General features: G+C 69.0%; 15 protein-coding genes. 10 read left to right on the top strand and 5 right to left on the bottom strand.

What is annotated here, in order from left to right; all coding sequences use genetic code 11:
* Positions 1-339 precede the first annotated feature (339 nt).
* Together DNK34_RS19120 and DNK34_RS19115 are read right to left on the bottom strand one after the other, a co-directional pair.
* Positions 340-1,722 (bottom strand): M16 family metallopeptidase, encoded by a 1,383-nt coding sequence (locus DNK34_RS19120; protein ID WP_131177819.1) that lies wholly within the window; start codon positions 1,720-1,722, stop codon positions 340-342.
* A gap of 38 nt (positions 1,723-1,760) precedes the next feature.
* Positions 1,761-3,404 (bottom strand): Na/Pi cotransporter family protein, encoded by a 1,644-nt coding sequence (locus DNK34_RS19115; protein ID WP_131177818.1) that lies wholly within the window; start codon positions 3,402-3,404, stop codon positions 1,761-1,763.
* 199 nt (positions 3,405-3,603) lie between these two features.
* Between DNK34_RS19115 and recC the strand changes: the two genes are divergently transcribed.
* From recC to DNK34_RS19080, 7 genes are all read left to right on the top strand, one after another.
* Positions 3,604-6,927: an exodeoxyribonuclease V subunit gamma gene (recC, locus tag DNK34_RS19110; protein WP_131177817.1), complete on the top strand. Its 3,324-nt coding sequence runs from the start codon at positions 3,604-3,606 to the stop codon at positions 6,925-6,927.
* Positions 6,924-10,484, top strand: a complete 3,561-nt coding sequence (recB, locus tag DNK34_RS19105) for an exodeoxyribonuclease V subunit beta (RefSeq protein ID WP_131177816.1) — start codon at positions 6,924-6,926, stop codon at positions 10,482-10,484. The genes recC and recB overlap by 4 nt, the downstream gene beginning before the upstream one ends.
* 93 nt (positions 10,485-10,577) lie before the next feature.
* Positions 10,578-12,416 (top strand): exodeoxyribonuclease V subunit alpha, encoded by a 1,839-nt coding sequence (gene recD, locus DNK34_RS19100; protein WP_131177815.1) that lies wholly within the window; start codon positions 10,578-10,580, stop codon positions 12,414-12,416.
* Between the two features lie 442 nt (positions 12,417-12,858).
* A complete protein-coding gene (locus tag DNK34_RS19095; RefSeq protein ID WP_131177814.1) occupies positions 12,859-13,617 on the top strand; it encodes a PspA/IM30 family protein in 759 nt (252 codons plus the stop codon).
* A 3-nt stretch (positions 13,618-13,620) separates the two neighbouring features.
* Positions 13,621-15,273 carry an AAA family ATPase gene (locus DNK34_RS19090; RefSeq protein ID WP_131177813.1) on the top strand — a complete coding sequence of 551 codons (1,653 nt, stop codon included), beginning with the start codon at positions 13,621-13,623 and terminating at the stop codon, positions 15,271-15,273.
* A complete protein-coding gene (locus tag DNK34_RS19085; RefSeq protein WP_131177812.1) occupies positions 15,270-16,118 on the top strand; it encodes a hypothetical protein in 849 nt (282 codons plus the stop codon). Before DNK34_RS19090 ends, DNK34_RS19085 begins: the two co-directional genes overlap by 4 nt.
* Before the next feature lie 45 nt (positions 16,119-16,163).
* Positions 16,164-17,831 carry a phosphate ABC transporter substrate-binding/OmpA family protein gene (locus DNK34_RS19080; RefSeq protein WP_131177811.1) on the top strand — a complete coding sequence of 556 codons (1,668 nt, stop codon included), beginning with the start codon at positions 16,164-16,166 and terminating at the stop codon, positions 17,829-17,831.
* Positions 17,832-17,921: 90 nt separating this feature from the next.
* On the opposite strand, the gene DNK34_RS19075 is transcribed toward DNK34_RS19080, so the two are convergent.
* The 3 genes from DNK34_RS19075 to DNK34_RS19065 form a co-directional block, all read right to left on the bottom strand.
* Positions 17,922-18,695: a TerC family protein gene (locus DNK34_RS19075; protein ID WP_131177810.1), complete on the bottom strand. Its 774-nt coding sequence runs from the start codon at positions 18,693-18,695 to the stop codon at positions 17,922-17,924.
* A gap of 103 nt (positions 18,696-18,798) precedes the next feature.
* Positions 18,799-20,103 carry a CitMHS family transporter gene (locus tag DNK34_RS19070; protein ID WP_131177809.1) on the bottom strand — a complete coding sequence of 435 codons (1,305 nt, stop codon included), beginning with the start codon at positions 20,101-20,103 and terminating at the stop codon, positions 18,799-18,801.
* 532 nt (positions 20,104-20,635) lie between these two features.
* The gene (locus DNK34_RS19065) at positions 20,636-21,595 is read right to left on the bottom strand and encodes an AEC family transporter (protein ID WP_207401634.1); all 960 of its coding nucleotides are present in this window, start codon (positions 21,593-21,595) and stop codon (positions 20,636-20,638) included.
* A gap of 59 nt (positions 21,596-21,654) precedes the next feature.
* Between DNK34_RS19065 and DNK34_RS19060 the strand changes: the two genes are divergently transcribed.
* The 3 genes from DNK34_RS19060 (at position 21,655) to DNK34_RS19050 (ending at position 23,658) form a co-directional block, all read left to right on the top strand.
* Positions 21,655-22,059: a GFA family protein gene (locus tag DNK34_RS19060; protein WP_131177807.1), complete on the top strand. Its 405-nt coding sequence runs from the start codon at positions 21,655-21,657 to the stop codon at positions 22,057-22,059.
* A 139-nt stretch (positions 22,060-22,198) separates the two neighbouring features.
* A complete protein-coding gene (locus tag DNK34_RS19055) occupies positions 22,199-22,708 on the top strand; it encodes a sigma-70 family RNA polymerase sigma factor (RefSeq protein WP_131177806.1) in 510 nt (169 codons plus the stop codon).
* Positions 22,702-23,658 (top strand): FecR domain-containing protein, encoded by a 957-nt coding sequence (locus tag DNK34_RS19050; protein ID WP_131177805.1) that lies wholly within the window; start codon positions 22,702-22,704, stop codon positions 23,656-23,658. Before DNK34_RS19055 ends, DNK34_RS19050 begins: the two co-directional genes overlap by 7 nt.
* Positions 23,659-23,747 lie beyond the last annotated feature (89 nt).

Genomic DNA, 23,747 nt, shown 5'->3' with positions numbered 1-23,747 from the left:
CCAGGCTACCGCTCTGGCTGCCCCTTCATCGTTCCGGCAGCGGTCATCCGCTGGCTGGGTTGATGGTGGATGAACAGCGCGTCGGCTATGCACTCCGATCCCCAACGTAGCCCGGGTCGAGCGCAGCGACACCCGGGAGCCTGCCCTGGATATCGCTGCGCTCAACACCAGGCTACCGCTCTGGCTGCCCCTTCATCGTTCCGGCAGCGGTCATCCGCTGGCTGGGTTGATGGTGGATGAACAGCGCGTCGGCTATGCACTCCGATCCCCAACGTAGCCCGGGTCGAGCGCAGCGACACCCGGGAGCCTGCCCTGGATATCGCTGCGCTCAACACCAGGCTACCGCTCTGGTTTCCCCTTCATCGTTCCAGCGGCGCGCCGCAGCAGGCGATAGACGACCCAGGGGATCAGCAACCCAGCCAGCAGCAGCGCGGCGCCGCTTCCGTACAGGCCGTTGTAGCCGAGCAGCGGTTTTTCCACGCGCAGGTAGCTGGGCTGTTGCAGCAGCAGGCGCAGGGCGGCGTCCAGTTGGGCGGTGTCGACCTGGCGCAGATCCCTGGCCGGATCGGCGAAGCGGCCTTCCTCGTAGCTGCCCAGCGCGTTCCAGTAGCTGTCGGCCAGGGCGCTGTTTCCCTGGGCCATCCAGTTCTGGCGTGCCAGGGCAACCCCGCGCAGGCGCTCGACGGTGTCGCCGTCGAGGCCAGCGCGGGCGAGCTCGTGCAGCAGGTCGTGCAGGCGGCGGACGGTTTCGTCGATGTCGCCCCGCGCCACCTTGGCACCGAGGCTGAAGAAGCTGGCGCTGGCGTAGGCGCTGCGGTCGATCTCGGGGCTGTAGGTCAGGCCGTGCTCGAGGCGCAGGTCACGGTAGATCGCCCAGTCCAGGTAGGCCCGCAGCAGCTCCCAGGTGGCATGGTCGAGTTCGCCGACCCAGGGTTCGACGAAGATCAGGTGCACCTCCGCGGTTTCGCCCGCCAGGCCGTTGAATAGCGTGCGCTCGGCCTTGGCGTCCTGCGTGCTGTCCGGCAGGTCGCGCAGCTCGGGCATGGGCCCGGGCGGCAGTTCGCCGAAGCGCCGTTCGAGGTAGGCGGGCAGACGCCGGTCCAGGTCGCCGACCAGGACCAGGCTCATGTTGTTGGCCACGTACCAGTCCTCGCGCAGCTTCTCCAGCGCCTCCCGGTCGAGGTGCTCGAGGGCGTCTTGACCGGTGCAGGCCAGGCCCAGCTCGCCGGCCAGTTGCCGCAGGGCGGCGTCGCTTCCGGCCGGGCTGCCGAGCAGGCGTTGCCAGGCGGCCGGCTGCTCGCCGTTCTCGTGGCGGATCACGCGTTTGGCGGCGTCGATGCGCGCCTGCGTCAGTTCGGTATTGAACAGCGCGGCGAGCAGCAGATCGAGCGCCTTGCGCTGGTTGGCCGCCGGCACCTCGAGGACGAAGGTGGTGTCGCTGTCGCGGGTATAGGCGTTCCATTCCCCGCCCAGGGCCTGCATGCGTTGCTCCAGCCCGGCTTCGCCGCCGTCGTCGATACCGCTGAATACCAGGTGTTCGAGCAGGTGCGGCAGTTCCTTGTGGCGGCAGTCGAACTGGTCGAAGCCGACCCCCACCACCAGGCGGATCGATACATGGCCACGCTCGCGGGTGGGCTTGAGGATCAGCTGCAGGCCGTTGTCCAGCGAATAGCCTTCCACCTGCAGGCGGTCGGCGGCCTGCAGCGCCGTACACAGCAGCATACCCAGCAGCAGGCCCAGGGCGTGGGGACGGACACGCACTACTCGCCACCTTCTTCGGCGAGCAGGGCGCCGGTTTCATGGTTACCGAGCACCGCGTAGGCGCTGCTGCAGAACAGCGAGTTGAGGCGTTTCATGTCGTCGATCAGCTCCAGGTGCAGCGAACTGGTTTCCAGGCTCTTGACCACCTGGTTGCGCAGACGCTCGACATGGGCGTGGGCCAGGCGCCGCTCCTGGATGCGGAAGCGGCGTTTCTCGCGCAGCAACTGGCGGGCGCCCTGGGTGTCGCCGGAAAAGAACACCGCCAGGCCCAGGCGCAGGTTGCCCAGCAGCCGTTCGTGCAGAGCCGTGAGTTCCTCCAGGCCGCTGTCGGAGAAGGCATGGCGCTGGGCGGTCTTCTCGTCCTGCACCTTGCCGAGCATGCGCTCGATGATGTCGCCGGCGCGTTCCAGGTTCACCGAGAATTCGATGATCTCGGCCCAGCGCCGGCTGTCCTGCTCGCTCAGTTCCTCGCGCTGCACCTGGGCCAGGTACAGCTTGACGGCGTTGTAGAGCGCGTCGATGTCGTCATCGAGCTTGCGCAGATCCTTGCCCAGGATGGGCTGGGCGCCGCGCAGGCTGTCGAGCAGGTGGGCGAGCATGCTGTCCACCAGGTCGCCGATGCGCAGGGTTTCGCGCACCGCGTTGGCCAGGGCCAGGCTCGGTGTCGACAGCGCGGTGGGGTCCAGATGGCGCGGGCGGGCCACGGCGTTGAGGTCGGGGCGATCCGGCAGCAGCCAGTTGCAGAAGCGCGCCATCGGGCCGAGGGTCGGCAGCATCGCCAGGCAGCGCAGGGTGTTGTAGAGCAGGTGGAAGCCGATCACCAGCTCCGCCGGATGCCATTCGAGGCTGTCCAGCCAGTGCACCAGCGGGTCGAGCAGGGGGATCACCAGCAGCAGGCCGATCAGCTTGTACAGCAGGCTGCCCAGGGCCACCCGGCGCCCGGCCTGGCTCTGCATGCTGGCGTTGAGAAAGGCCAGCACGCCGCTGCCGATATTGGCGCCAATGACCAGGCCGATGGCCACCGGCAGGCCGATCACCCCGGAGCCGGTGAGGGTCGCGGTGAGCAGCACCGCGGCCAGGCTGGAATAGGACACCAGGGCGAACAGCGCGCCGACCACGGCGTCGAGCAGCAGGTCGCCGGTGAGCGAGGCGAACAGCACGTGGATGCCCTTGGCCTCGGTGATCGGCGTGGCGGCGGCGACGATCAGTTGCAGCGCCAGGATCATCAGGCCCAGGCCGATGGCCACGCGGCCGAGCTGGCCGGCGCGGGTCTGCTTGCGCGAGAGGAAGAACACCACGCCGAGGAAGATCAGCAGCGGCGACAGCCAGCTCAGGTCGAAGGTCAGCACCCTGGCCATCAGCGCCGTGCCGACGTCGGCGCCGAGCATGATCGCCAGGGCCGGGGTCAGCGCCATCAGGCCCTGGCCGACGAAGGAGGTGACCAGCAGGGCGGTGGCGTTGCTGCTCTGCACCAGCGCGGTCACGGCGATACCGGCGGCGAAGGCCAGGGGCCGCTTGCCGACGTTGTGGCTGAGCACGCGGCGCAACTGCGAGCCATAGACGCGCAGGATGCCGGTGCGCACGATGTGCGTGCCCCAGATCAGCAGGGCAATGGCGGAAAGCAGGTTGAGCAGGGTCAACATCACGCATCTCCCTGATACGCAGGTTCGATCCCGTTTACCCGGGATACTGCCGATGACGGGGTTCGCGCGCAGGCCGCGCCGGGCGGTCTGGCGGACACACCGTCGATTTAGCTGTCGTCGCGGCGCCAACCCCGGGGCGCGAGCTGTTAATCTAGCGCCCTGTTCGTGCCAAGCCGACCCAACGGATACCCATGCGCCGATGCTGAGCCTCTATCACGCTCCCGATCTGGAAACCCTCGGCGAGCTGGCGACCACGCTGCTGGCGCAGCCGCTGCGTGAGCCTTTCGATCCGCTGCGGGTGGTGGTGCCGAGCCAGGGTATCGGCCGCTGGCTGACGCTGGAGCTGGCGCGCAAACAGGGCATCGCCATGCAGTTGGAGGTACAACTGCCGGCTAAGTTCGTATGGGATTTGTCGCGCCTGGTGCTGGGCCAGTTGCCCGAGCAGTCGGCCTTTTCCCCGGCGACCCTGAGCTGGCGCCTGTACGACTGGCTGTGCGAGCCCGAGCACCTGGCCGAGGCGCCGCGCCTGGCCCATTACCTGGCCGGCGGCGACGAGCGCCGGCGCCTGGGCCTGGCGGCGAAGATCGCCGACGTGTTCGACCAGTACCTGCTCTATCGCGACGACTGGCTGGCCGCCTGGGAAAACCAGACCCTGCTCGGCCTGGGGCCGGACGAAGCCTGGCAGGCGCTGCTCTGGCGCGAACTGACCCGGGACGGCCACCCGCACCGCGCGCGCCTGCTCGAAGACCTGCTGCAGCGGCTGTATCGGGACGACGCCATCGACGGCCTGCCCGAGCGCCTGCTGGTGTTCGGCATCAGCAGCCTGCCGCCGCACCACCTGCGGGTCTTGCAGGGGCTGGCCCGGCACACCGAGGTGGTGATCTTCGCCCTCAACCCCTGCCGCGAGGCCTGGGGCGAGATCCGCGACATTCGCGAGCTGGCCCGCGACGGCCTGCGCCCCGCCGAGGACGCCGCGGGCGAGCCCGCGCCGGACGACTGGTACCTGGACGTCGGCCACCCGCTGCTCGCCAGCCTGGGCAAGCAGGGCCGGGATTTCTTCGACGCCCTGTTCGCCCTGACCGCCGAAGAGGGCGGCCAGGAGTTCGGCCTGTATGCCGAGGATGCCGAGCTGCGCGACGGCAGCCTGCTGCAGGCCCTGCAGAACGATATCCTGCGCCTGCGCACCCGGCACGCCGACGAGCGCCTGGTGCTGCGCCCGGACGACCGCTCCCTGGAGCTGCACATTGCCCATTCGCCGCTGCGCGAGGTGGAAATCCTCCACGACCAGTTGCTCGCCCGCTTCCAGGCCGACCCGAGCCTGAGCCCCGACCAGGTGGTGGTGCTGACCCCGGACATCGAGCGTTATGCCCCCTATATCGAGGCGGTGTTCGCCGCTTCGCGGGTCGGGCCGCGGACGGCCGTCCCACGGATGGCCGTCCCACTCATTCCCTTCAGCCTGGCCGATCGCAGCCTGCGTGCCGAACTGCCGCTGATCGACGCCTTTCTCGGCCTGCTCGCCCTGCCGGACAGCCGTTTCACCGGCGAAGACGTGCTCGCCTGGCTGGAACAGCCGGCGCTTGCCCGGCGCGCCGGCATCGAAGCCGAAGACCTGCCGCTGCTGCGCGACTGGCTGCGCGAGGCCGGCGTGCGCTGGGGCCGCGACGCCGAACACCGGCGCCAGCTGGAGCTGCCCGCCGATGCCGCGTTCACCTGGCGCCAGGGCCTCGACCGCCTGCTGCTGGGGTTCGCCGCGCCGCCGCAACTGGCCGGCGCCAGGCCACCGCTGCTGGAGTCGATCTGGCCGCTGGATGCCCTGGAAGGCGGACGGGCGCAACTGCTCGGCCGGCTGTCGGCCTTCGTCGAACGGCTGGCGACCCTGGCCCAGCAACTGCAGCGCCCGCGCAGCCTGGCGGCCTGGTCCGGCACCCTGCTGGCGCTGATCGACAACCTGTTCGACGAGCGCGAGGCCGGCGACACCCTGTTGCTGCTGTCGCGGGCCTGCGCCGCGCTGCAGGAGCAGGCCCAGGCGGCGGGCATCGAACGGCCCCTGGAACTGGCGCTGATCCGCCAGCAACTGACCTCGGCACTGGAGCAGGGCGGCGGCGCCTCGGGCTTTCTCACCGGCGCGGTGACCTTCTGCACCATGGTGCCGATGCGCAGCCTGCCGTTCCGCCAGGTGTGCCTGCTCGGCCTGGATGACGGCGCATTGCCGCGACGCACCCCGGTGGCCGGTTTCGACCTGATCGGCCAGCACCCGCGGCGCGGCGACCGGGCGCGGCGCCTGGACGACCGCTACCTGCTGCTGGAGACCCTGCTCTCGGCGCGCAGCGGCCTGTACCTGAGCTACGTCGGCCGCGACCCGCGCAGCAACGCCGAGCTGCCGCCCTCGGTGCTGGTCAGCGAACTGCTCGACGTCATCGACCTCACCGCCCGTACCGAGGGCGACGAGGAGGGTGCCACGGCGAGCCAGCGCATCACCGTGCAGCACCCCCTGCAGCCCTTCGCCCCCGGCAACTTCGCCGGCGCCCAGCGGGCCGGCTTCTCGGTCTCCTGGTTCCAGGCCGCCGAGCGTCTCAGCCAACCCTTCGCCCAGCCGGCGCCGTTCGCCAGCCCGCTGGCGGCGCCGGACGACGACTGGCTGACCCTGGAGCCGGGGCAGTTGATCCACTGTTTCAAGCACCCGGCGCGTTTCCTCCTCGAGCAGCGCCTCGGTCTGCGCCTGGCCCAGGGCGAAGAGGCCCTGGCCGGCGACGAACCCTTCAGCGTCGAGTGGAGCAGCCAGCACGGGCTGCGCCAGCTCGCCCTGCAAGCCATCGAGCAGGGCTGGAGCGAGACCCAGGAGCGCGCCGTGGCCGCCGCTTCCGGCTGGCTGCCGGTGGGCGAGCTGGGGCAGGCGCACTGGGGGCAGATCCGCGGGCCGATCCGGGCCTTCGCCCCGACCCTGTTCGCCGAGCGCCCCGGGGATGTCGCGCAGCCACTGGCCGTGGACATCGAGCTGGCCGGCGTGCGCATCCATGGCTGGCTGGATGGCGTCAGCGGCGCCGGGCTGTTCGACTACCGCCTGCGCGACCTGGGCGCCTGGGAACTGGCGCCGTTCTGGCTGCGTCACCTGCTGCTCAACTGCTGCGCCACCCCGGGCATCCACCGCGACAGCCGCCTGCTGTCACCGAAGAGCGAGTGGCGCCTGGGCCCGCTGGACGACCCCCGGGCGCTGCTGCAGCCCTGGCTGGAGGCCTACCGCAGCGCGCTCTGCGAGCCGCTGCCGGTGCTGGCCAGGTGCAGCTATGGCTTCGCCAGGAAATGGCGCCACCCCGGGCGCAAGGCGCCCATCGACGCCGCCCGCGCCGAGGCGCGGGTGATGTGGCAGGGCAACGACTTCATGAGCGGCGAGGGGCAGGACCCGTGGAACGCCCTGGCCTTTCGCGACCGCGATCCGCTGGACGCGCGCTTCGAGGCGCTGGCCGAGCAGCTCTATGGCCCGGCGCTGGACGCCCTGCAGGGCAGCGCCGAGGAGGACGCATGAACGACGCGCCCCTGGATCTGCTGCGGGACAGCTTCAGCGGTCGCTCGCTGATCGAGGCCAGTGCCGGTACCGGCAAGACCTGGACGCTGACCGCACTCTACGCCCGCCTGCTGCTGGAAAAGCGCCTGTCGGTGGCGCACATCCTGGTGGTCACCTTCACCACGGCCGCCACGGCCGAGCTGCGCGAGCGCATCCGCCGCCGGCTGGCCGAGCTGCTGGCGGTCTACGAGCACGGGCCGGGCAGCGACGAGCTGCTCAACCGCCTGCACGCCCAGTACCCGGACGCGGCCAGCCACCGGCGTCTGCTGCTGGCCGTGCACGGCTTCGACGAAGCGGCGATCTTCACCATTCACGGCTTCTGCCAGCGCGCCCTGCAGGATGCCGCCTTCGAAGCCGGCGGCGACTTCGACAACGAGCTGACCCACGACGACCGCGAGCTGATCGACGCCTTGCTCGCCGACCTCTGGCGCCACGAACTGGCCACGGCCGAACCGGAGTGGGCGGCCTTCCTGGTGCAGCGCAAGGTCACCCCGCAGAGCCTGCGCCAGCGCCTGCGCAACCACCTGGGCAAGCCCTACCTGCGCATCGAGCCGCAGCCGGCCGCGCCTGCCGGGCTCGATGCGCTGCGCGGTGCCTGGCGGCGGGCCCGCGAGCGCTGGCAGGCCGACGGCGCGGCCTGGGTCGAGGCGCTGCGGGCCTTCGACGGCTTCAAGAGCAACATGTGCGACCCGGCCAAGCTGGCGCTGTGGCGCATCGAACTGGACAGCTACTTCAGCGATATCGCCGGCCTGTTCGGCAAGACCGAGGCGCCCCGGCGGCTGGCGCGCGAGGGCCTGGCCAAGGCCTGCAAGAAGGATCGCCAGGTGCCGCCAAGCGCCCTGGCCGATGAGCTGCAGGCGCTGTGCGAGGCCCTCGACGCATCGCTGCCCGAGGCCGAGCAACGCCTGGTCGACCTGCAGGTACGCCTGATCGGCCAGCTCGATGCGCAGTTGCCGCAGCGCAAGGCCGCGCAGCGCCTGCTGGCCTTCGACGACCTGCTCAACAGTCTGCGCCAGGCGCTGTACGCCGAAGGCGGCGAGCACCTGGCGAGCCGCCTGCGCGAGCAATACCCGGTGGCCCTGATCGACGAGTTCCAGGACACCGATCCGGTGCAGTACCAGGTGTTCCGGCGCATCTACCAGGAGGGCGGCGACCTGTGTTTCGTCGGCGATCCCAAGCAGGCCATCTATGCCTTCCGTGGCGCCGACCTGGCCACCTACATGAGCGCGCGCGCCGAAGCGGCGCGACAGTACAGCCTGGCCGTCAACCATCGTTCCAGCGCCGAGCTGATCGCCGCCCTCAACCAGTTGTTCGAGCGGCCCAGGCCCTTCGCCGAGCGCGGCCTCGACTATCCGCCGGTGGCGGCCAGCCCACGCCCGCGCGGGCAACTGGTGCTGCCGCCCCAGGCCGGCGAGGTGGAGGCGCCGCTGGCCCTGGTGTGGCTGGCCGACGAGCACCTGGGCAAGGGCGCGGCCGGTGTCCTGGCCGCCCGCGACAGCGCCCGGCGCATCGCCGCGCTGCTCGCCGCCAGCGCCCGGGGCCTGGCCTATTTCGACGCCCAGGGCACGCGCACCCCGCTCAAGGGCGGCGATATCGCCGTGCTGGTGGCCAGCCACCGCCAGGCCGCCGAGGTGGCCGCCGAGCTGGCCGCCCGTGGCGTGCCCAGCGTGCGCCGCGGCAAGGAAAACGTCTGGCACAGCGAGGAGGCTGCCGAGCTCGCTGCCGTGCTCGCCGCCTACGCCGAACCCGGTCGCGAAGGCGCCTTGCGCCATGCCCTGGCCAGCCGTCTGCTGGGGCGCAGCGCGGCGGTGCTGGCCGCCTGCCAGGACGACGCCCGGGCCTGGGACGAAGAGCGGGAGGCGGCCGAGCGTTACCACCAGCTGTGGCAACAGCGCGGTTTCATGCGCGCCTTCCGCGCCTGGCTGGACGAACAACAGGTGGCGCCGCGCCTGCTGGCGCTGATCGATGGCGAGCGGCGCCTGACCAACCTGCTGCACCTGGCCGAACTGCTGCAGAGCGAGAGCCTGCTGCGTCCGGGGCTCGAGCAACTGCTGACCTGGTTCGATGCCCAGCGCGGCGCCGAGAGCCATGGCGAAGACGCGCTGCTGCGCCTGGAAAGCGATGCCGAGCGGGTGCAGATCGTCACCATCCATACCGCCAAGGGCCTGGAATACCCGCTGGTGTTCTGTCCCTACCTGTGGGACGGCTCGCTGCTGCGCCAGCAGGAAGACATCACCTGCCATGCCGATGACGGCACGCCCTTGCTCGACCTCGGCGGTGAGCGCTTCGACCTGCACCGCGAGCGCGCCCGCCACGAGCGTTTCGCCGAGCGCTTGCGCCTGACCTACGTGGCCCTGACCCGCGCCCGCGACCGCCTGTGGCTGCACTGGGGGCCGGTGGACTGCAAGCCGCGCAAGGACGGCAGCCTGGGCGAAAGCGGCCTGCACAGCAGCGCGCTGGCCTGGCTGCTGCACGGCCGCGAGCAATTGCCGGGGGAGGACGCCCTGGCGGAACTCGCCGCGCACCTGCAACAGCTCGACCCGGCCGGCCTGCGCGCCGAGGTCGAGGCGCTGGCGGCGCGCAGCCAGGGCAATATCGTGCTGCAGGCGCTGCGCGAGGACGAGGCCAGCGCCGCTGGCGAACAGCGCGCGCCGGCTCCGCGGCAGCTGTCCCGGCTGGAGCGCGCGCTGTACAGCGCCTGGCGCATCGGCAGCTTTTCCGGGCTGGCCGCGGGCCTGCACCAGGAGGCGCCGGATCGCGACAGCCTGGTCATGCCCGATGCCAGCGAGCCGGGCACCGGCTTCTTCGCCTTCCCCCGCGGCGCCCGCGCCGGTACCTGCCTGCACGCGATCCTCGAGGACTGGGCGCGGGACAAGGCGCCGCTGGCCGAACTGGTCGAGCCGGCCCTGACCGGCCATGGCATCGGCAGCGAATGGCGCGACCTGGCGCTGGCGCAACTGGAGCAGGTGCTGCACGCCGACCTGGACGGCCAGGGCCTGACCCTGGCCAGCCTGAGCGCGGCGCGCCGGCTGCCGGAACTGGGCTTCACCTTCCCGGTGGCCGGACTCGACGTGCAGCGCCTGCGCGGCATACTCGCCGATCCCGCCCATGGCCTCGCCGCGCCGATGCGCGAGGCGGCGGCGCGCCTGGAGTTCGACAACCTCAAGGGCTTCCTCAAGGGCTTCATCGACCTGACCTTCGAGCACCAGGGGCGCTGGTACATCGCCGACTACAAATCCAACTGGCTCGGCCCGGATGCCGGCTACTACCGCGACGAGCGCCTGCTGCAGGCCCTCGCCGGCGAACACTACTACCTGCAGTACCTGATCTACCTGGTGGCGCTGCGGCGTTTCCTGCGCCAGCGCCTGAGCGATTTCGACGGCAGCCAGCTGGGTGGCGCCTACTACCTGTTCCTGCGCGGCATGCCCGACGCCGGGGTGTATTTCGCCCGTCCCGCCGACAGCCTGCTGGATGCGCTGGACGAACTGTTCGGGGGGGCAGGCGATGGCGCGTTGTAGGATGGGTGCAACCCATCGACCGCCCGATGGGTCGCACCCATCCAACGCCCACGCCTTGGCCTGTTCCCGGCGTCTGCCAGGGGAGAGCACAGCATGACCTTGGCCGACCTGCCCCTGGGCCCGCTGGAACGGGCCCTGGCCGACAGCCTGAAACGCCTGGACGGCGACGCCGACCCGCTGGTGCTGGTCTCGGCGGCGTTGCTCTGCGCCGCCCTGGAGAACGGCGATGTGTGCCTGCCGCTGGCGCGGCTGGCCGGGCAGCGGCCCTGGGCGGACAGCCCCTACAGCCTGCCGGGCCTGGACGACTGGTTGAGCCGCCTGCGGAACAGTCCGCTGGTGGGCGGCGAGGGCGTCTTCGCGCCGCTGATCCTCGACGGCCAGCGGCTGTACCTGGCCCGCTATCACGCCTATGAGCGGCAACTGGCCGAACAACTGCTCGGCCGTACCCGCGATCTGCCGGCGGTGGACGAGGCGCGCCTGAGCGAGAGCCTGGCGCGGCTGTTCGCCTTCAACCAGCAGCAACCGGACTGGCAGCGGCTGGCCGCGGCCCAGGCGGTGCGGCGCAAGCTGGCGGTGATTTCCGGCGGCCCCGGTACCGGCAAGACCACCACCGTGGTGCGCCTGCTGGCCGCCCTGCTGGAGCAGAACCCCGGGCAACGCCTGGCCATCGGCCTGGCCGCGCCCACCGGCAAGGCCGCCGCGCGGATGGCCGAGGCGATCCGCAACGCCAAGGCCGGCCTGCCGGTGGCGGCGGCCATCCGCGATGCCCTGCCGGAAGAGGCGAGCACCCTGCATCGCCTGCTCGGCAGCCGTGGCGACAGCCCGCAGGTGCGCCACCATGCCGGCAATCCCCTGGCCCTGGACGTGCTGGTGGTCGACGAAGCCTCGATGGTCGACCTGGCGCTGATGGCCAAGCTGGTCGATGCCCTGCCGCCCTCGGCACGGCTGATTCTGCTCGGCGACAAGGATCAACTGGCGGCGGTGGAGGCCGGCGCGGTGTTCGCCGAGCTCTGCGAGGGCCGTGGCTTCGACGCCCGGGCCGCCGCCGACCTGCAGCGCATCACCGGCCAGCAGGTGCCGGTGCGGGCGCCGACCTCGGCCCTGGGCGACGCCGCCGTGCTGCTGACCCATAGCCACCGCTTCGCCGGCGACAGTGGCATCGGTGAGCTGGCGCGGCGCATCAACGGCGGCGATGCCGCTGGCACCCTGCGCCTGCTGCGCGAGGGCCGCGAGGATCTGGCCTGGTTCGAGGCGCCCGCTTCCCAGGCCCTGCACGAGCGTCTGCAGCAGGGCTACGCGCCCTACCTGGCGGCGGCCCGTAGCGGCGATCCGGCCGCCGCCTTCGCCGCGTTCAACGACTTTCGCGTGCTCACCGCCCAGCGTGAAGGCGCCTGGGGCGTTGCCGGGCTCAACGAGGCGCTGGAAGCGCGCATCAAGCGCGAGCAGCGCCTGGCCAGCCGCGAGCGCTGGTACGTCGGGCGGGCGGTGATGGTGCGCCAGAACGATTACGCCCTGGGCCTGTTCAACGGCGATATCGGCATCTGCCTGCCCAGCGAACACGGCCTGCGGGTGTTCTTCGAAAGCGCCGATGCCGACGTCCAGGGCTTTCGTCCCTTCGCCCCGGCGCGCCTGCCCAGCCACGACAGCGCCTTCGCCATGACCGTGCACAAGAGCCAGGGCTCGGAGTTCAGCGAGGTGCTGCTGGTGCTGCCCGAGCAACCCAGCCCGCTGCTGACCCGCAGCCTGTTCTACACCGGCATCACCCGGGCCAGGCAGCGGGTCGAGATCTGGGGCCTGCCGGCGCGCCTGAGCGACGCCGTCGACACCCGCGCCCAGCGCGCCGCCGGGCTGGCCGAACGCCTGGCATCGGAACCAGCACCCATTCCGGCGACGCCCGATGTCGCCCCACCCGGCCAGCTCGATCTGTTCTAGGGGCGCGACAACGGTCATGTGTCGGCCTGGGCGGTAGATGTGCCTGATACGGCGAGCGGGGCAATCGTGATGGGGGCTGGCAACCATAAGGCGGGAGCGGACGTAGGATGGGTGAAACCCATCGGCATATTGATGGGTTTCACCCATCCTACGAGCTGTGGGAGGGGCCCGGCCCTTCCTGCAACCGCATCCCCGGCCGCTCGCGCCTTTGCGCAACCGCTCGGCCGAGGGTTGCACCTGCGTGGCCCGATTCCTCCAGCGGGCTTTTGCTTCTGGCTTGTCGCCTGAAGCTTGCGGCTTGTAGTTTACGGCTGCTTTTAAGCGGTTTGCTTCGCACTATCGCGTATCGAGGTTGCATCTGTCGGCGCGCTCGCGAAAAATGCCGAGGCTCTGTCGGCGTTGGCGCCGGTGACATGGAGCGTACCCATAGGAAGGAGTCGTCATGTTTTCTCGTCTGGCCAATATCTTCAAAGGCATGTTCGGTCTGTTCGTCAAAGACCTCGAACGCAAGAACCCTGAAGCGCTGCTGGAGCTGGAGCAGGAGAACCTGCGCAAGCAGATCGCCAACTTCAACCAGGGCCTGGCCGCCCACGCCGGCCTCGCCGAGCGCCTGATGAGCCAGGTGCGCAAGCAGGAAGCCGAGGAGCGTGAACTGCATGCGCGGACCACCGCCCACCTGCGTGCCGGCAACAAGTCGGCCGCCGCGCAGAACGCCCTGCGCCTGCAGACCCTGGCCCGCGAGCTGGAAGAGAATCGCCGCCAGCTGGCCCAGGCCGAAGAGACCTACCAGAACCTGACCAAGGCCCGCGAAGTGGCGGTGGCCGCCGCCCGCGCCAAGATCGAGTCGCTCAAGGGCGCGCTCAACGACATGCGCATGAAGAGCGCCATGGCCGAGATGAACGAAATGGCCGCCGGCATGGTGAGCAGCATCGGCGGTTCGGGCGATACCCTCAATCGCCTGCACGAGATGGTCGAGGAAGAGCGCACCAAGGCCGCCGGTCGTGCCCGTGTGGCCCGCGATTCGATGGACATGAGCGAGATCAACCTCAAGGAAGCGGAAATGGACGCCCTGGCCGACCTGGCCCTGGCCGAGTTCGCCGCCAAGGAAGGTATCGCCCTGCCGGACCAGGCGTCGGCCAGCGACGCGCCGGCCACCACCCGCAGCATGGGTGGCAGCGCCCCGCAGTCGGAAAACCAGTAAGCCATGGCCGAGCATCGCTCCCAGCCCGGCGAGGCCGCCTGGCTCGATGAGTTGCGCCTGGCCTACGAAAGCGGCGCCCACGGCCAGTTCGTGCTGTATGGCAACGTCGCCGACCGCTTTCCGCTCGACGGCCGTCTGGTCAGCCTGACCCGCTACCTGGAAGCGCGTCTGCTCGGCACCTTCCACATCGTGTTCCTCTTCGATCCGGGCAATGGCCTGAGCCTGTTGCGCGGCAGCGAGCGTTTCGCCCAGTGGCCGGCGGCGGAAAAGGTGCAGCCCTGGCCGCGCGGCCCCCAGGAAGCGGTGGAACTGATCAGCCGCTACCTGCGCTACCGCGCCAACCTGCGTGCCCTCGGCCGGGGTGACGACGAACACGTGGCGGTGATCCTGCGCGGCGCCGACCTGTTCCTGCCGGCCAGCCTGCAGGGCGATTTCGCCACCGCGAGCCTGGCCAGCCTGGTGCGCGACTGGGCCGCCGAGCCGCCGTTCAGCGACATGGCCTTTGCCAGCCTGCTGATCGCCGACAACCTCAACGACCTGCACCCTCTGGTGGCCAACAACCCGCGCATCGACCGCATCCAGGTTCCGCTGCCCGATGCGGCCAGCCTGGAACGGTGCCTGGCGCAACTGCGCGTCGAGCATCCGGCGGCGTTCGCCGACGACGAGGGCGGGGCCGCGCAGGCCCTGGCCGGCGTCAGCCTCAGCGCCCTGACCAGCCTGGTGCGGCGCCGCGCCCACCAGGGCAGGCTGCTCGGCGCCCGCGACTGGGTCGAGGCCAAGAAGGAACTGGTCGAGGCCGACGCCGCCGGGCTGGTCGAATTCATCGAATCCGCGCGCACCCTGGACGACTACCACGGCCAGGACGCGCTGAAGACCTGGCTGCGCCAGGACATGCTCTTGTGGCAGGCCGCCGACCTGCGTGCGCTGCCCAAGGGCTACATCGTGTGCGGCCCGGTCGGCACCGGCAAGACCTACCTGGTCGAATGCCTGGCCGGCGAGGCCGGCGTGCCGGTGGTCAAGCTGAAGAACTTCCGCGACCGCTGGGTCGGCTCCAGCGAGGGCAACCTGGAGAAGATCTTCCGCCTGATCCGCGGCCTGGGGCGCTGCATCGTGTTCATCGACGAAGCCGACCAGACCCTCGGCAAGCGCGATGGCGGCAGCGGCGACAGCGGCCTGTCCGGGCGCATCTATTCGATGATCGCCCAGGAGATGGGCGCCGCCGACAACCGCGGCAAGGTCATCTGGATGCTCGCCTCCTCACGCCCGGACCTGATCGAGGTCGACCTCAAGCGGCCCGGTCGCGTCGACGTCAAGATTCCGCTGCTGCCGACCACCACGGTCGCGGAAAGCGCCGGCCTGCTCGGGGCCATGCTCGGGCGCTTCGACCTCGAGCTGGAGCGCGAAGCGCTGCAAGCCCTGGCGCTGCCGGTGCTGCTCACCCCCGGCGCGGCCGAGGCCCTGGCGGTGAAGGTCTATCGGCAGGTCCGGACGGCGGCCATGGCGCCCATCGCCGCCCTGCAGGCCTGCCTGCAGGGCTATCAGCCGCCGGTCTCGGAGCAGGTGCTGCGCTTGCAGATGGCCATCGCCATCCGTGAAGCCACCGACATCGCCTTCGTCCCGGAAAGCCTGCGCAGCCTCGGCCAGGAGGCGCCATGAAGGCGCTCGGTTACGTCTGGGCCGCGTTCAACGCCAGGGCGCTGGGCATGCCGGTGCCGCTGAACTGGTTCGGCCTGGCGGCGTTCGGCATGCTCGGCGCGCTGCTCAACCCGGGTTTCTGGGCGCTGGGCGCCGGCCTGGAGCTGGGCTACCTGGCGCTGCTCTCGGGCAATGCACGCTTTCGTCGTGGGGTCGATGCGCGTCGGCTGCCGGCCGACAGCAGCGGCGCCCGCTACGAGAACATGCTCGGCCAGCTCGACGATGGCCAGCGGCAGCGCCAGCAGCGCATCGAGGGCCGTGCCCGCGAAGTGCTGCAACTGCTGTCGCGCTCGCCGCTGATGGCTTCCCATGCCTCCAGCCTGGAGCAACTGGTGTGGTTGCACCTGCGCCTGCTGGTGGCCGGCCAGGCGCTGACCGTGGTGGTCGACACCGCCTCCCGCGAGAGCGCCGAGCTGCAGCGCCAGGAAGACCAGATCGACCGGCGCCTGGGCGCCAGCGACCTCGGCGCCGACCTGCGGCGCAGCCTCGAGCAGCAGAAACAGGTGATCGACGCGCGCCAGGCCGCCCACGTCGAGGGCCTGCGGCGCAAGGAACACGTCGACGCCGAGCTGCAGCGCATCGACCAGCAGGTCGCCCTGATCCGCGAGCAGGCCCTGCTGGCCACCGACGAAGAGCAGATCGGCATCGCCCTCAACGCGCTGACCTCGTCCTTCACCGAGGCCAGCTCCTGGCTCAACAGCCAGCGCGACCTGATCGGCGTGCTCGAAGTCAACGAACAACACAGCCTGCCGCGCTACGTGCTGCAGGGGCAGGGCAAGCGAACGGCCACGGCCGATTCGGCCTGACACTATTGGGCGGGCGTCGGTCCGCCGACCACAGGGAGACATGTGATGCATTCGACACTCTGGGCAGGGCGGCAGCGCGGTAGCGTCGCCGGCAAGCTGCTGACCGCCGTGCTGGTGCTCGGCCTGATCGGCCTGGGCGGCTGGCTGCTGACGAAGGATTCGCTGCCGGGCGGCGGCAACCCGCTGGCGACGATCACCGGCAGCGGCGTGCCGCAGCCGAGCGAGCCGGTGGTCGGGACGCCGACGCTGCAGTCCGCCGCGCCCTACGAGATGAAGAACAACATCATCGACGTGGACATCAGCGAGTACGCCGGCTACGGCGGCCTGATCCTGGCCAACGGCGGCCTTGCCCCCAATCCGGATTCGCTGTTCGCCAAGCAGTACGGCTTCCAGCTGCGCCTGAGCACCGGCGAGAGCGAGGAATGGTCGGCGCTGAACGCCGGACAACTGGCCGCGGTGGCCACCACCACCGATGTGCTGGCCGTGCTCGGCCGACAGTTCGAGGTCACGGTGCCGGCACAGATCGGCTTCTCCCGCGGTGCCGACCAGGTGGTGGTCGACAGCAGCATCGCCAGCATCAACCAGCTCAAGGGCAAGGTGCTGGCCGGCACCCAGTTCAACGAAAGCGAGTTCTTCATCCGCTACCTGGCCTCCGAGGCCGGCGTGCCGGTCAAGGTGCTGCGCGACCTGGACAGCCGCCCGGCGCCGAACGAGCTGGGCCTGGTGTTCTATGAAGATGCCTTCCAGGGCTGCGATGCCTACGCCGCCGAACTGGGCGGCGACAAGCGCCTGAACGGCTGCGTCGGCTGGTCGCCACGCACCGATCAGGTGGTCAGGGATTCCGCCGGGGCGGCGAAGATGCTGGTGTCCAACCGCAACCTGCTGGTGGTCGCCGACATCCTGGTGTTCAACAAGGGCTTCGCCCAGACCCATCCCGAGGTGGTCAAAGGCCTGGTGCATGGCCTGCTCGAAGGCAACCGCCAGCTGCGCGAAGAACCGCGGGCACACGCCCCCGTGGTGGCCAAGGCCTTTGGCTGGAGCGAGCAGGAAACCCTCGAGGAACTGAGCAAGGTGCACCTGAGCAACCTGCCGGAGAACCTGGCGTTCTTCGACGGCAGCATCGACTCGGCGGGCTCCTTCCAGGGCATCTTCCAGTCGTCGGTGCTGGCCTACGGCGCGGTGATCCGCAACCCGGCCGACCCGGAGCGTTTCGCCGACCTGCAATACCTCAAGGACCTGCAGGCCGAAGGCCTGTTCAAGGGCCAGACGGTATCCATCGCGCCGATCCGCACCAGCGGCAAGGTGGCGCTGGAAGGCGATGCCCTGCTGAGCAAGGACATCCGCTTCTTCTTCGAGCCGAACTCCGCCGAGCTGGACAACGACGCCACGGAAAACCAGGGCTACCTGGACACCATCCGCAAGTTCCTCCAGGTCAGCCCCGGGTCGGTGGTGCTGCTGCGCGGCCATGTGGATAACGCCATGGTGCCGGAGTTCGAGCGCCAGGGCGGCCCGGCGCTGGTGCAGCGCATGGCGCTGAAGTCCATGGAGCTGTCGCGCCAGCGCGCCCAGGCGGTGAAGGCCGCGCTGCTCAAGCGTCACCCCGGCATCGAGCAGGACCGCATCGAGCTGGTCGGCCGTGGCTGGGAAGAGCCGGTCAGCCAGGACAGCGAACAGAACCGCCGCGTCGAGGTGCAGTGGTTCACCCTGGAGTGAATGCGTTGTCGCCGGGCCATGGCTCGGTGGCTCGCTGAACGAAAAACGGGGCCATCGCAGGCCCCGTTCTCGTTTGGCGTCGACCCGTGCTTACTGCCCGGGCATGCCCTTGCGCAGTTTGACCGGCGCGGTTTCCGCTTCGCCCTGCTTCTTGCGCCGCGCGGTGCGCATGCGGATGTTCAGCGCTTCCACGCCCAGGGAGAAGGCCATGGCGAAGTAGACGTAGCCTTTCGGCACGTGGACTTCGAAGCTTTCGGCGATCAGTACGGTACCGACCACGATGAGGAACGACAGGGCCAGCATCTTCAGGCTCGGGTGCTTGTCGATGAAGTCGCTGATGGCGCCGGCGCAGAGCATCATCACCAGGACGGCGACGATGATCGCGGCGACCATCACCGGCACGTGGGAGACCATGCCGACGGCGGTGATCACCGAGTCCAGGGAGAACACGATGTCGATGATGGCGATCTGGATGATGGTGCCGATGAAGTGCTTGGCCGCGCCCTTGGGTTCGTCGGCGCTTTCCTCTTCGCCTTCCAGGCCGTGGTAGATCTCGCTGCTGCTCTTCCACAGCAGGAACAGGCCACCGAAGAACAGGATCAGGTCACGCCCGGAAATGCCCTGGTCGAAGATATGGAACAGGTCGTTGGTCAGGCGCATGATCCAGGTGATCGAGAGCAGCAGCAGGATGCGCGTGACCATGGCCAGGGCCAGGCCGAAGAAGCGCGTGCGGGCTTGCAGGTGGGGCGGCATGCGCCCGACCAGAATGGCGATCATGATGATGTTGTCGATGCCCAGGACGATTTCCAGGGCAGTCAGGGTCAAGAAGGCAACCCAGATTTCCGGGTTGGTCAGCCATTCCATTAAGAGGTTCCTTGCGAGTAATTGGACGACTGGCGCGAGAACGCGGCCAGGGTGCCGAATCCTAGCGCCAGTCGTGTGAAGATTTCGTCAAAATGTGTACGGATCAGCTACCGAATAGCGGAAATACACCCAGTACCAGCGCCACGACCAGGATGGTCATGCACAGCAGTGCCGCCCACTTCAGGGTGAAGCGTTGCAGGTCGCCGAACTCGATCTTCGCCAGGCCGATCAGCAGGTAGGTCGAAGGTACCAGCGGGCTGAGCAGGTGCACGGGCTGGCCGATGATCGAGGCGCGAGCCATTTCCACCGGGCTGATGCCGTAGTTGGAAGCGGCTTCGTTGAGGACCGGCAGGATGCCGTAGTAGAAGGCATCGTTGGACATGAAGAAGGTGAACGGCAGGCTCACCAGCGCGGTGATCACTGCCAGGTACGGGCCGAAGGTCTCAGGGATGACCGCCAGCAGGCTCTTGGACATGGCGTCGACCATGCCGGTGCCGCTCAGAATGCCGGTGAAGATGCCCGCCGCGAAGATCAGGCCGACGACCGCCAGCACGTTGCCCGCGTGAGCGGCGATGCGATCCTTCTGCTGTTGCAGGCAGGGGTAGTTGATGATCATGGCGATACTGAAGGCGATCATGAACAGCACCGGCATCGGCAGCAGGCCGGCGATCAGCGTGGTCATCAGGATCACGGTGAGGGCGGCGTTGATCAGGATCAGCTTGGGGCGACGGGCCTCGGGGAACTGCGAGACGCTGATGTCTTCCTGGCCAGTCCGATCGTCCGGCAGTTGCAGAACGCCCAGACGCTTGCGCTCACGCAGGCCGTAAAGATAGGCGACGCCGAACAGCACGAGCGCGCCGAGCACCATGGACGGAATCATCGGCACGAACACATCCGACGGATCGACGTGCAGGGCGCTGGCAGCGCGAGCGGTCGGGCCGCCCCACGGGGTCAGGTTCATGATGCCGCCGGCCATGATGATCAGGCCGGCCATGAGGGTCGGGCTCATCTTCAGGCGGCTGTAAAGCGGCAACATGGCGCCGACGCAGATCATGTAGGTGGTCGAACCGTCACCGTCGAGGGAGACGATCAGCGCCAGCGCCACGGTGCCGACAGCGACCTTCAGCGGGTCACCCTTGACCAGCTTGAGGATCAGTCGCACGGGCGGATCGAACAGACCCGAGTCGATCATGATGGCGAAATAGAGGATGGCGAACATCAGCATCACGCCGGTCGGCGCGAGCTTGCTGATGCCTTCGAGCATCATCGGGCCGATCTGGGTGGCGAAGCCACCGATCAGGGCGAAAATGATCGGGATGATGATCAGAGCGATGAGCGCCGACAGGCGTTTGCTCATGATCAGGAACATGAAAGTCGAAACCATGGCAAAGCCAAGGAAAGTCAGCATGGAGATGCTCCGGACGTGATTCGGCTACGGTGCGAAAAGGCGATCGGCGTTAGCGACGAGACGAACGGAGGGGGCGGAGCAGGCGTGGGAAGCGGGTGCGGAACATGGCAATCACCTGTTTTGTTCTTGTCGATGACAGCCGCAGGCCAGGAATGGGCTACGACTCGGCGACCGGTCTTCGTCGGTCAATGGGCGGATGCTAGAGCACCAAGCTTTCAGCCAGCTTTCGCCAAATGGAGGTAATCGTTCGAGCCATGAGGTGACGCGGAGAACCGGCGCCGGCTTTGAAACCCGTGCCGGACGCGGGCTCCAGCGCGGTCGTAGGAGGCCCTGAGACGCTCAGGGATGAACGACATGCGTGGGTTGCTACAAGGCGCAAGCGGCCATTGAGCTGCAAGCCACAAGCTTCAAGCTAGAAGCGAGGCAGCCTGTAGGATGGGTGAAACCCATCAATTGCCGATGGGTTTCACCCATCCTACGGCCGCTATCGCCTTTTTGCTGCCTAAATACCATGAAAGATCATGGACAGGTTCTAGAGCGCGCGCTCCAGTAGATAGAGCATCCCTACCAGCGAAGCGGCGGCCAGCAGATGCTGCAGGGTGATGATGCCGGCCATCAGATTTCCATCGCCACCCAATTGGCGAGTGAGCACATAAGACGTCGGCGCCGTGGGCAGGGCGAAGAACAGCACCAGCACCGTGCTCTCCATCGCTGGCAACTGCAGTGCATAAGCGACAGCGAAGGCCAGCAGCGGCATCAGCAGCAGGCGCAGCAGGCTGTTCCAGGCCAGGGCTGGAACTTCGCCGCCCAGCTGTTCCGGTTTCAGCGCCGCGCCGACGCACAGCAGACCCAGTGGCAGGCTGGCGGCGGCGAGCAGGCTCAACAGGCGGTCGCTGCCCCCCGGCAAACCCAGGCCACCGAGGTTGACCAGGGCGCCGGCGAGGCAGGCCAGGATCAGCGGGTTGCGGATGATCGGCAGCAGCAGGCCGCGGGCGCTGACACCGCGTTCGGCGGTCAGCGACCAGACCGACAGCACGTTCACCGCCGGCACCATCAGCGCCAGCATCAACGCGGCCAGGGTCAGGCCCTGCTGGCCGAACAGGCTGCCGACCGCGGCCAGGCCCAGGTAGGTATTGAAGCGCAGAATGCCCTGGCTGAAGGCGCCGAAACGCGCCGCCGGCCAACCACGCAGACGGCGCACGAGCAACAATGCCAGCCAGGCGATACCCAGGCCGAGCAGCACAGCCAGGGCCAGGCGCGGCAGTTGCGGGTTGTCCAGCGGCGCGCTGGCCAGGCTGTTGAACAGCAGGGCCGGGAACAGGATGAAGTAGTTGAGGCGTTCGGCGCCGGGCCAGAAATCGCTATTGGGAAAGCCCTGGCGGCGCAGCCAGTAGCCGCCAACGATCAGGGCGAACAGCGGCCAGAGGGCCAGGAGCAGGTCGGTCACGGGTATCCCCGGTGGTGGTGGGCGCCTATCTTGGCCAGCGTTCACCGATCGCGCAAGCCGGAGTAGGCTATGTGCCGGGTGGCCTGCACGGCAGAGGAGGAGGTATGACGGATATCCACAGTGGCGGTTGTCAGTGCGCTGCGCTGCGTTACCAGTTCCAGGCGCCACTGGCGGATATCGCCCATTGCCATTGTTCGATCTGCCGGCGCAGCACCGGCGGTATCCTGGTGACCTGGATCAGCGTGCCGCTGGCCAGCTTCAAGTGGTTGGCCGGGGAGCCCGCCAGCTATGCCTCGTCGTCCAGTTGCACGCGCTATTTCTGCCCGCGCTGTGGGGCCCACCTGGCCCTGTTCACCCGGATCAGCCCACAGACATTGGATGTGACCGTCGCCACCCTCGATCGACCCGAGCTGGCCGCCGCCGATCGGCATATCTGGGTGCAGAGCCGGCTGCCCTGGCTGCGGGTCGATCCCCAGCTTCCCGAGGAGGAGCAGGAGTTCCTCGGCTGAGGCGGGTTGTCTCGGCCGCGCCGATCGGCGTCGACGACGACGACGCGGATTGGTGGCCGATAAAGCGGTGGGGGTACCGCTTAGCTCATCTGTTAATTAGAATCGATATCATTATGGGTTTCCGCAGCAGGTGCTCGGCATGGTTTCGACGCTATCGAGTGAGCAGGCTTTCCACGATCTCTACCAGGACCACCGCGGTTGGCTGGAGCAGTGGCTGAGCCGGCGCATGGGCAATGGCTGGGATGCGGCCGATCTGAGCCAGGACGCCTTCATCCGCGTGCTCGGCAGTTCGCAGCAGATCGCCGAACTGCAGGAGCCGCGTGCCTACCTGAAGACCATCGGCAAGCGCCTGCTGATCAACTTCCACAAGCGCCGCAGCCTCGAACAGGCCTACCTCGAGGCCCTGGCGCAGTTGCCCGAGGCCTGTGCGCCGTCCCCCGAGCAGCGCTGGCTCGTGCTCGAGACCCTGCAGGCGCTGGATGAGTTGCTCGACGGCCTGCCCCGGGTCGTGCGCCGCGCTTTCCTGCTCAGCCAGCTCGAGGGCCTGGGCTATCGGGAAATCGCCGAGCGGCTCGAGGTGTCCGAGCGCAGCATCAAGCGCTACATGGTCCAGGCCTACGAACATTGCCTGCTGGTGGAGTTGTGCTGAACAGGGACTCCAGCGAAGAGACCCGGCGGGTCGCCCGTTCCGCGGCACGCTGGCTGGCGCTCATCGAGTCCGGTACGGCCAGCGAGCGCGACCACGCCGGCTTGCAGCGCTGGCGCGAGCGCAGCGCCAGCCACGAACATGCCTGGCAGAAGGCCCAGGCGCTGCGGCAGCGTTTCGACGGCCTGCCCGCCGAGCTGGCGATGGCCAGCCTGGATCGTCCGGACCAGGGGCGGCGGCGCCTGCTCAAGGGCGTACTGGGCATCGCCGCCATCGCCCCGGCCGCCTGGTTCGCCAGCCGCGAGTTGCCCATCGAGGCCTGGCGCGCGGATCTGTCCACCGGCACCGGTGAGCGACGTCGCCTGAGCCTGGCCGATGGCAGCGTGCTGGAACTCAATACCGCGTCGGCGGTGAACCTCGACGCCGCGCAACGGCGCCTGAGCCTGGTGCGTGGCGAAATCGCCCTGCGTCTGGCCGATCCGGCGGCGGCGCCCTTCGTCGTCGACACGGCCCAGGGCCGGGCGACGCTGGGCAGCGGTCAGCTGTGCGTGCGCCAGGACGGCGATGCCTGCGAGTTTTCCGTTTTCGCCGGGGTCACCGACCTGCGCTCGACACGCCATGACACCCTCGTGCTGCGGGCCGGCCAGCGCGTGCGCCTGGGCGAGGGCGGCGTCGTGTCCCGTCGCACCTTCGACCCGCAGGTGCCCGGTTGGCGCGAAGGCGTGATCGTGGCCAACGACCAGGCCCTGGGCGATTTCCTGCGTGAGCTCGACCGCTACCGGCCCGGCATCCTGCGCTGGTCGCCAGCCCTCGAGTCGTTGCGCGTCACCGGCAGTTTCCGCCTCGACGACACCGACCAGATCCTCGCCCTGCTCGCCGCCAGCCTGCCGCTGGAGGTGCATGCGCGTACCCGCTTCTGGGTCACCCTCGTCCCCCGCGAACGGGCGGCCTGACGCTGCGCCTGACGCTGAATGGCGATCTCCCTGGGAAGTGCCGCGTCGAAACCTGCCTGGCGTAGCCCGGGTCGAGCGTAGCGACACCC

It is taken from the genome of Phytopseudomonas dryadis (assembly GCF_004327355.1).
Lineage (GTDB): Bacteria > Pseudomonadota > Gammaproteobacteria > Pseudomonadales > Pseudomonadaceae > Aquipseudomonas > Aquipseudomonas dryadis.
This window is presented reverse-complemented; position numbering and strand designations above follow the sequence as displayed.

Excerpts from the sequence above, each read along its gene's own strand:
- DNK34_RS19095 (WP_131177814.1), top strand. The coding sequence starts at position 12,859 with ATGTTTTCTCGTCTGGCCAATATCTTCAAAGGCATGTTCGGTCTGTTC.
- recC (WP_131177817.1), top strand. The coding sequence starts at position 3,604 with ATGCTGAGCCTCTATCACGCTCCCGATCTGGAAACCCTCGGCGAGCTG.
- DNK34_RS19070 (WP_131177809.1), bottom strand. The coding sequence starts at position 20,103 with ATGCTGACTTTCCTTGGCTTTGCCATGGTTTCGACTTTCATGTTCCTG.
- recB (WP_131177816.1), top strand. The coding sequence starts at position 6,924 with ATGAACGACGCGCCCCTGGATCTGCTGCGGGACAGCTTCAGCGGTCGC.
- DNK34_RS19115 (WP_131177818.1), bottom strand. The coding sequence starts at position 3,404 with ATGTTGACCCTGCTCAACCTGCTTTCCGCCATTGCCCTGCTGATCTGG.
- DNK34_RS19055 (WP_131177806.1), top strand. The coding sequence starts at position 22,199 with ATGGTTTCGACGCTATCGAGTGAGCAGGCTTTCCACGATCTCTACCAG.
- DNK34_RS19120 (WP_131177819.1), bottom strand. The coding sequence starts at position 1,722 with ATGCTGCTGTGTACGGCGCTGCAGGCCGCCGACCGCCTGCAGGTGGAA.
- DNK34_RS19060 (WP_131177807.1), top strand. The coding sequence starts at position 21,655 with ATGACGGATATCCACAGTGGCGGTTGTCAGTGCGCTGCGCTGCGTTAC.
- DNK34_RS19080 (WP_131177811.1), top strand. The coding sequence starts at position 16,164 with ATGCATTCGACACTCTGGGCAGGGCGGCAGCGCGGTAGCGTCGCCGGC.
- DNK34_RS19075 (WP_131177810.1), bottom strand. The coding sequence starts at position 18,695 with ATGGAATGGCTGACCAACCCGGAAATCTGGGTTGCCTTCTTGACCCTG.
- DNK34_RS19085 (WP_131177812.1), top strand. The coding sequence starts at position 15,270 with ATGAAGGCGCTCGGTTACGTCTGGGCCGCGTTCAACGCCAGGGCGCTG.
- recD (WP_131177815.1), top strand. The coding sequence starts at position 10,578 with ATGACCTTGGCCGACCTGCCCCTGGGCCCGCTGGAACGGGCCCTGGCC.
- DNK34_RS19090 (WP_131177813.1), top strand. The coding sequence starts at position 13,621 with ATGGCCGAGCATCGCTCCCAGCCCGGCGAGGCCGCCTGGCTCGATGAG.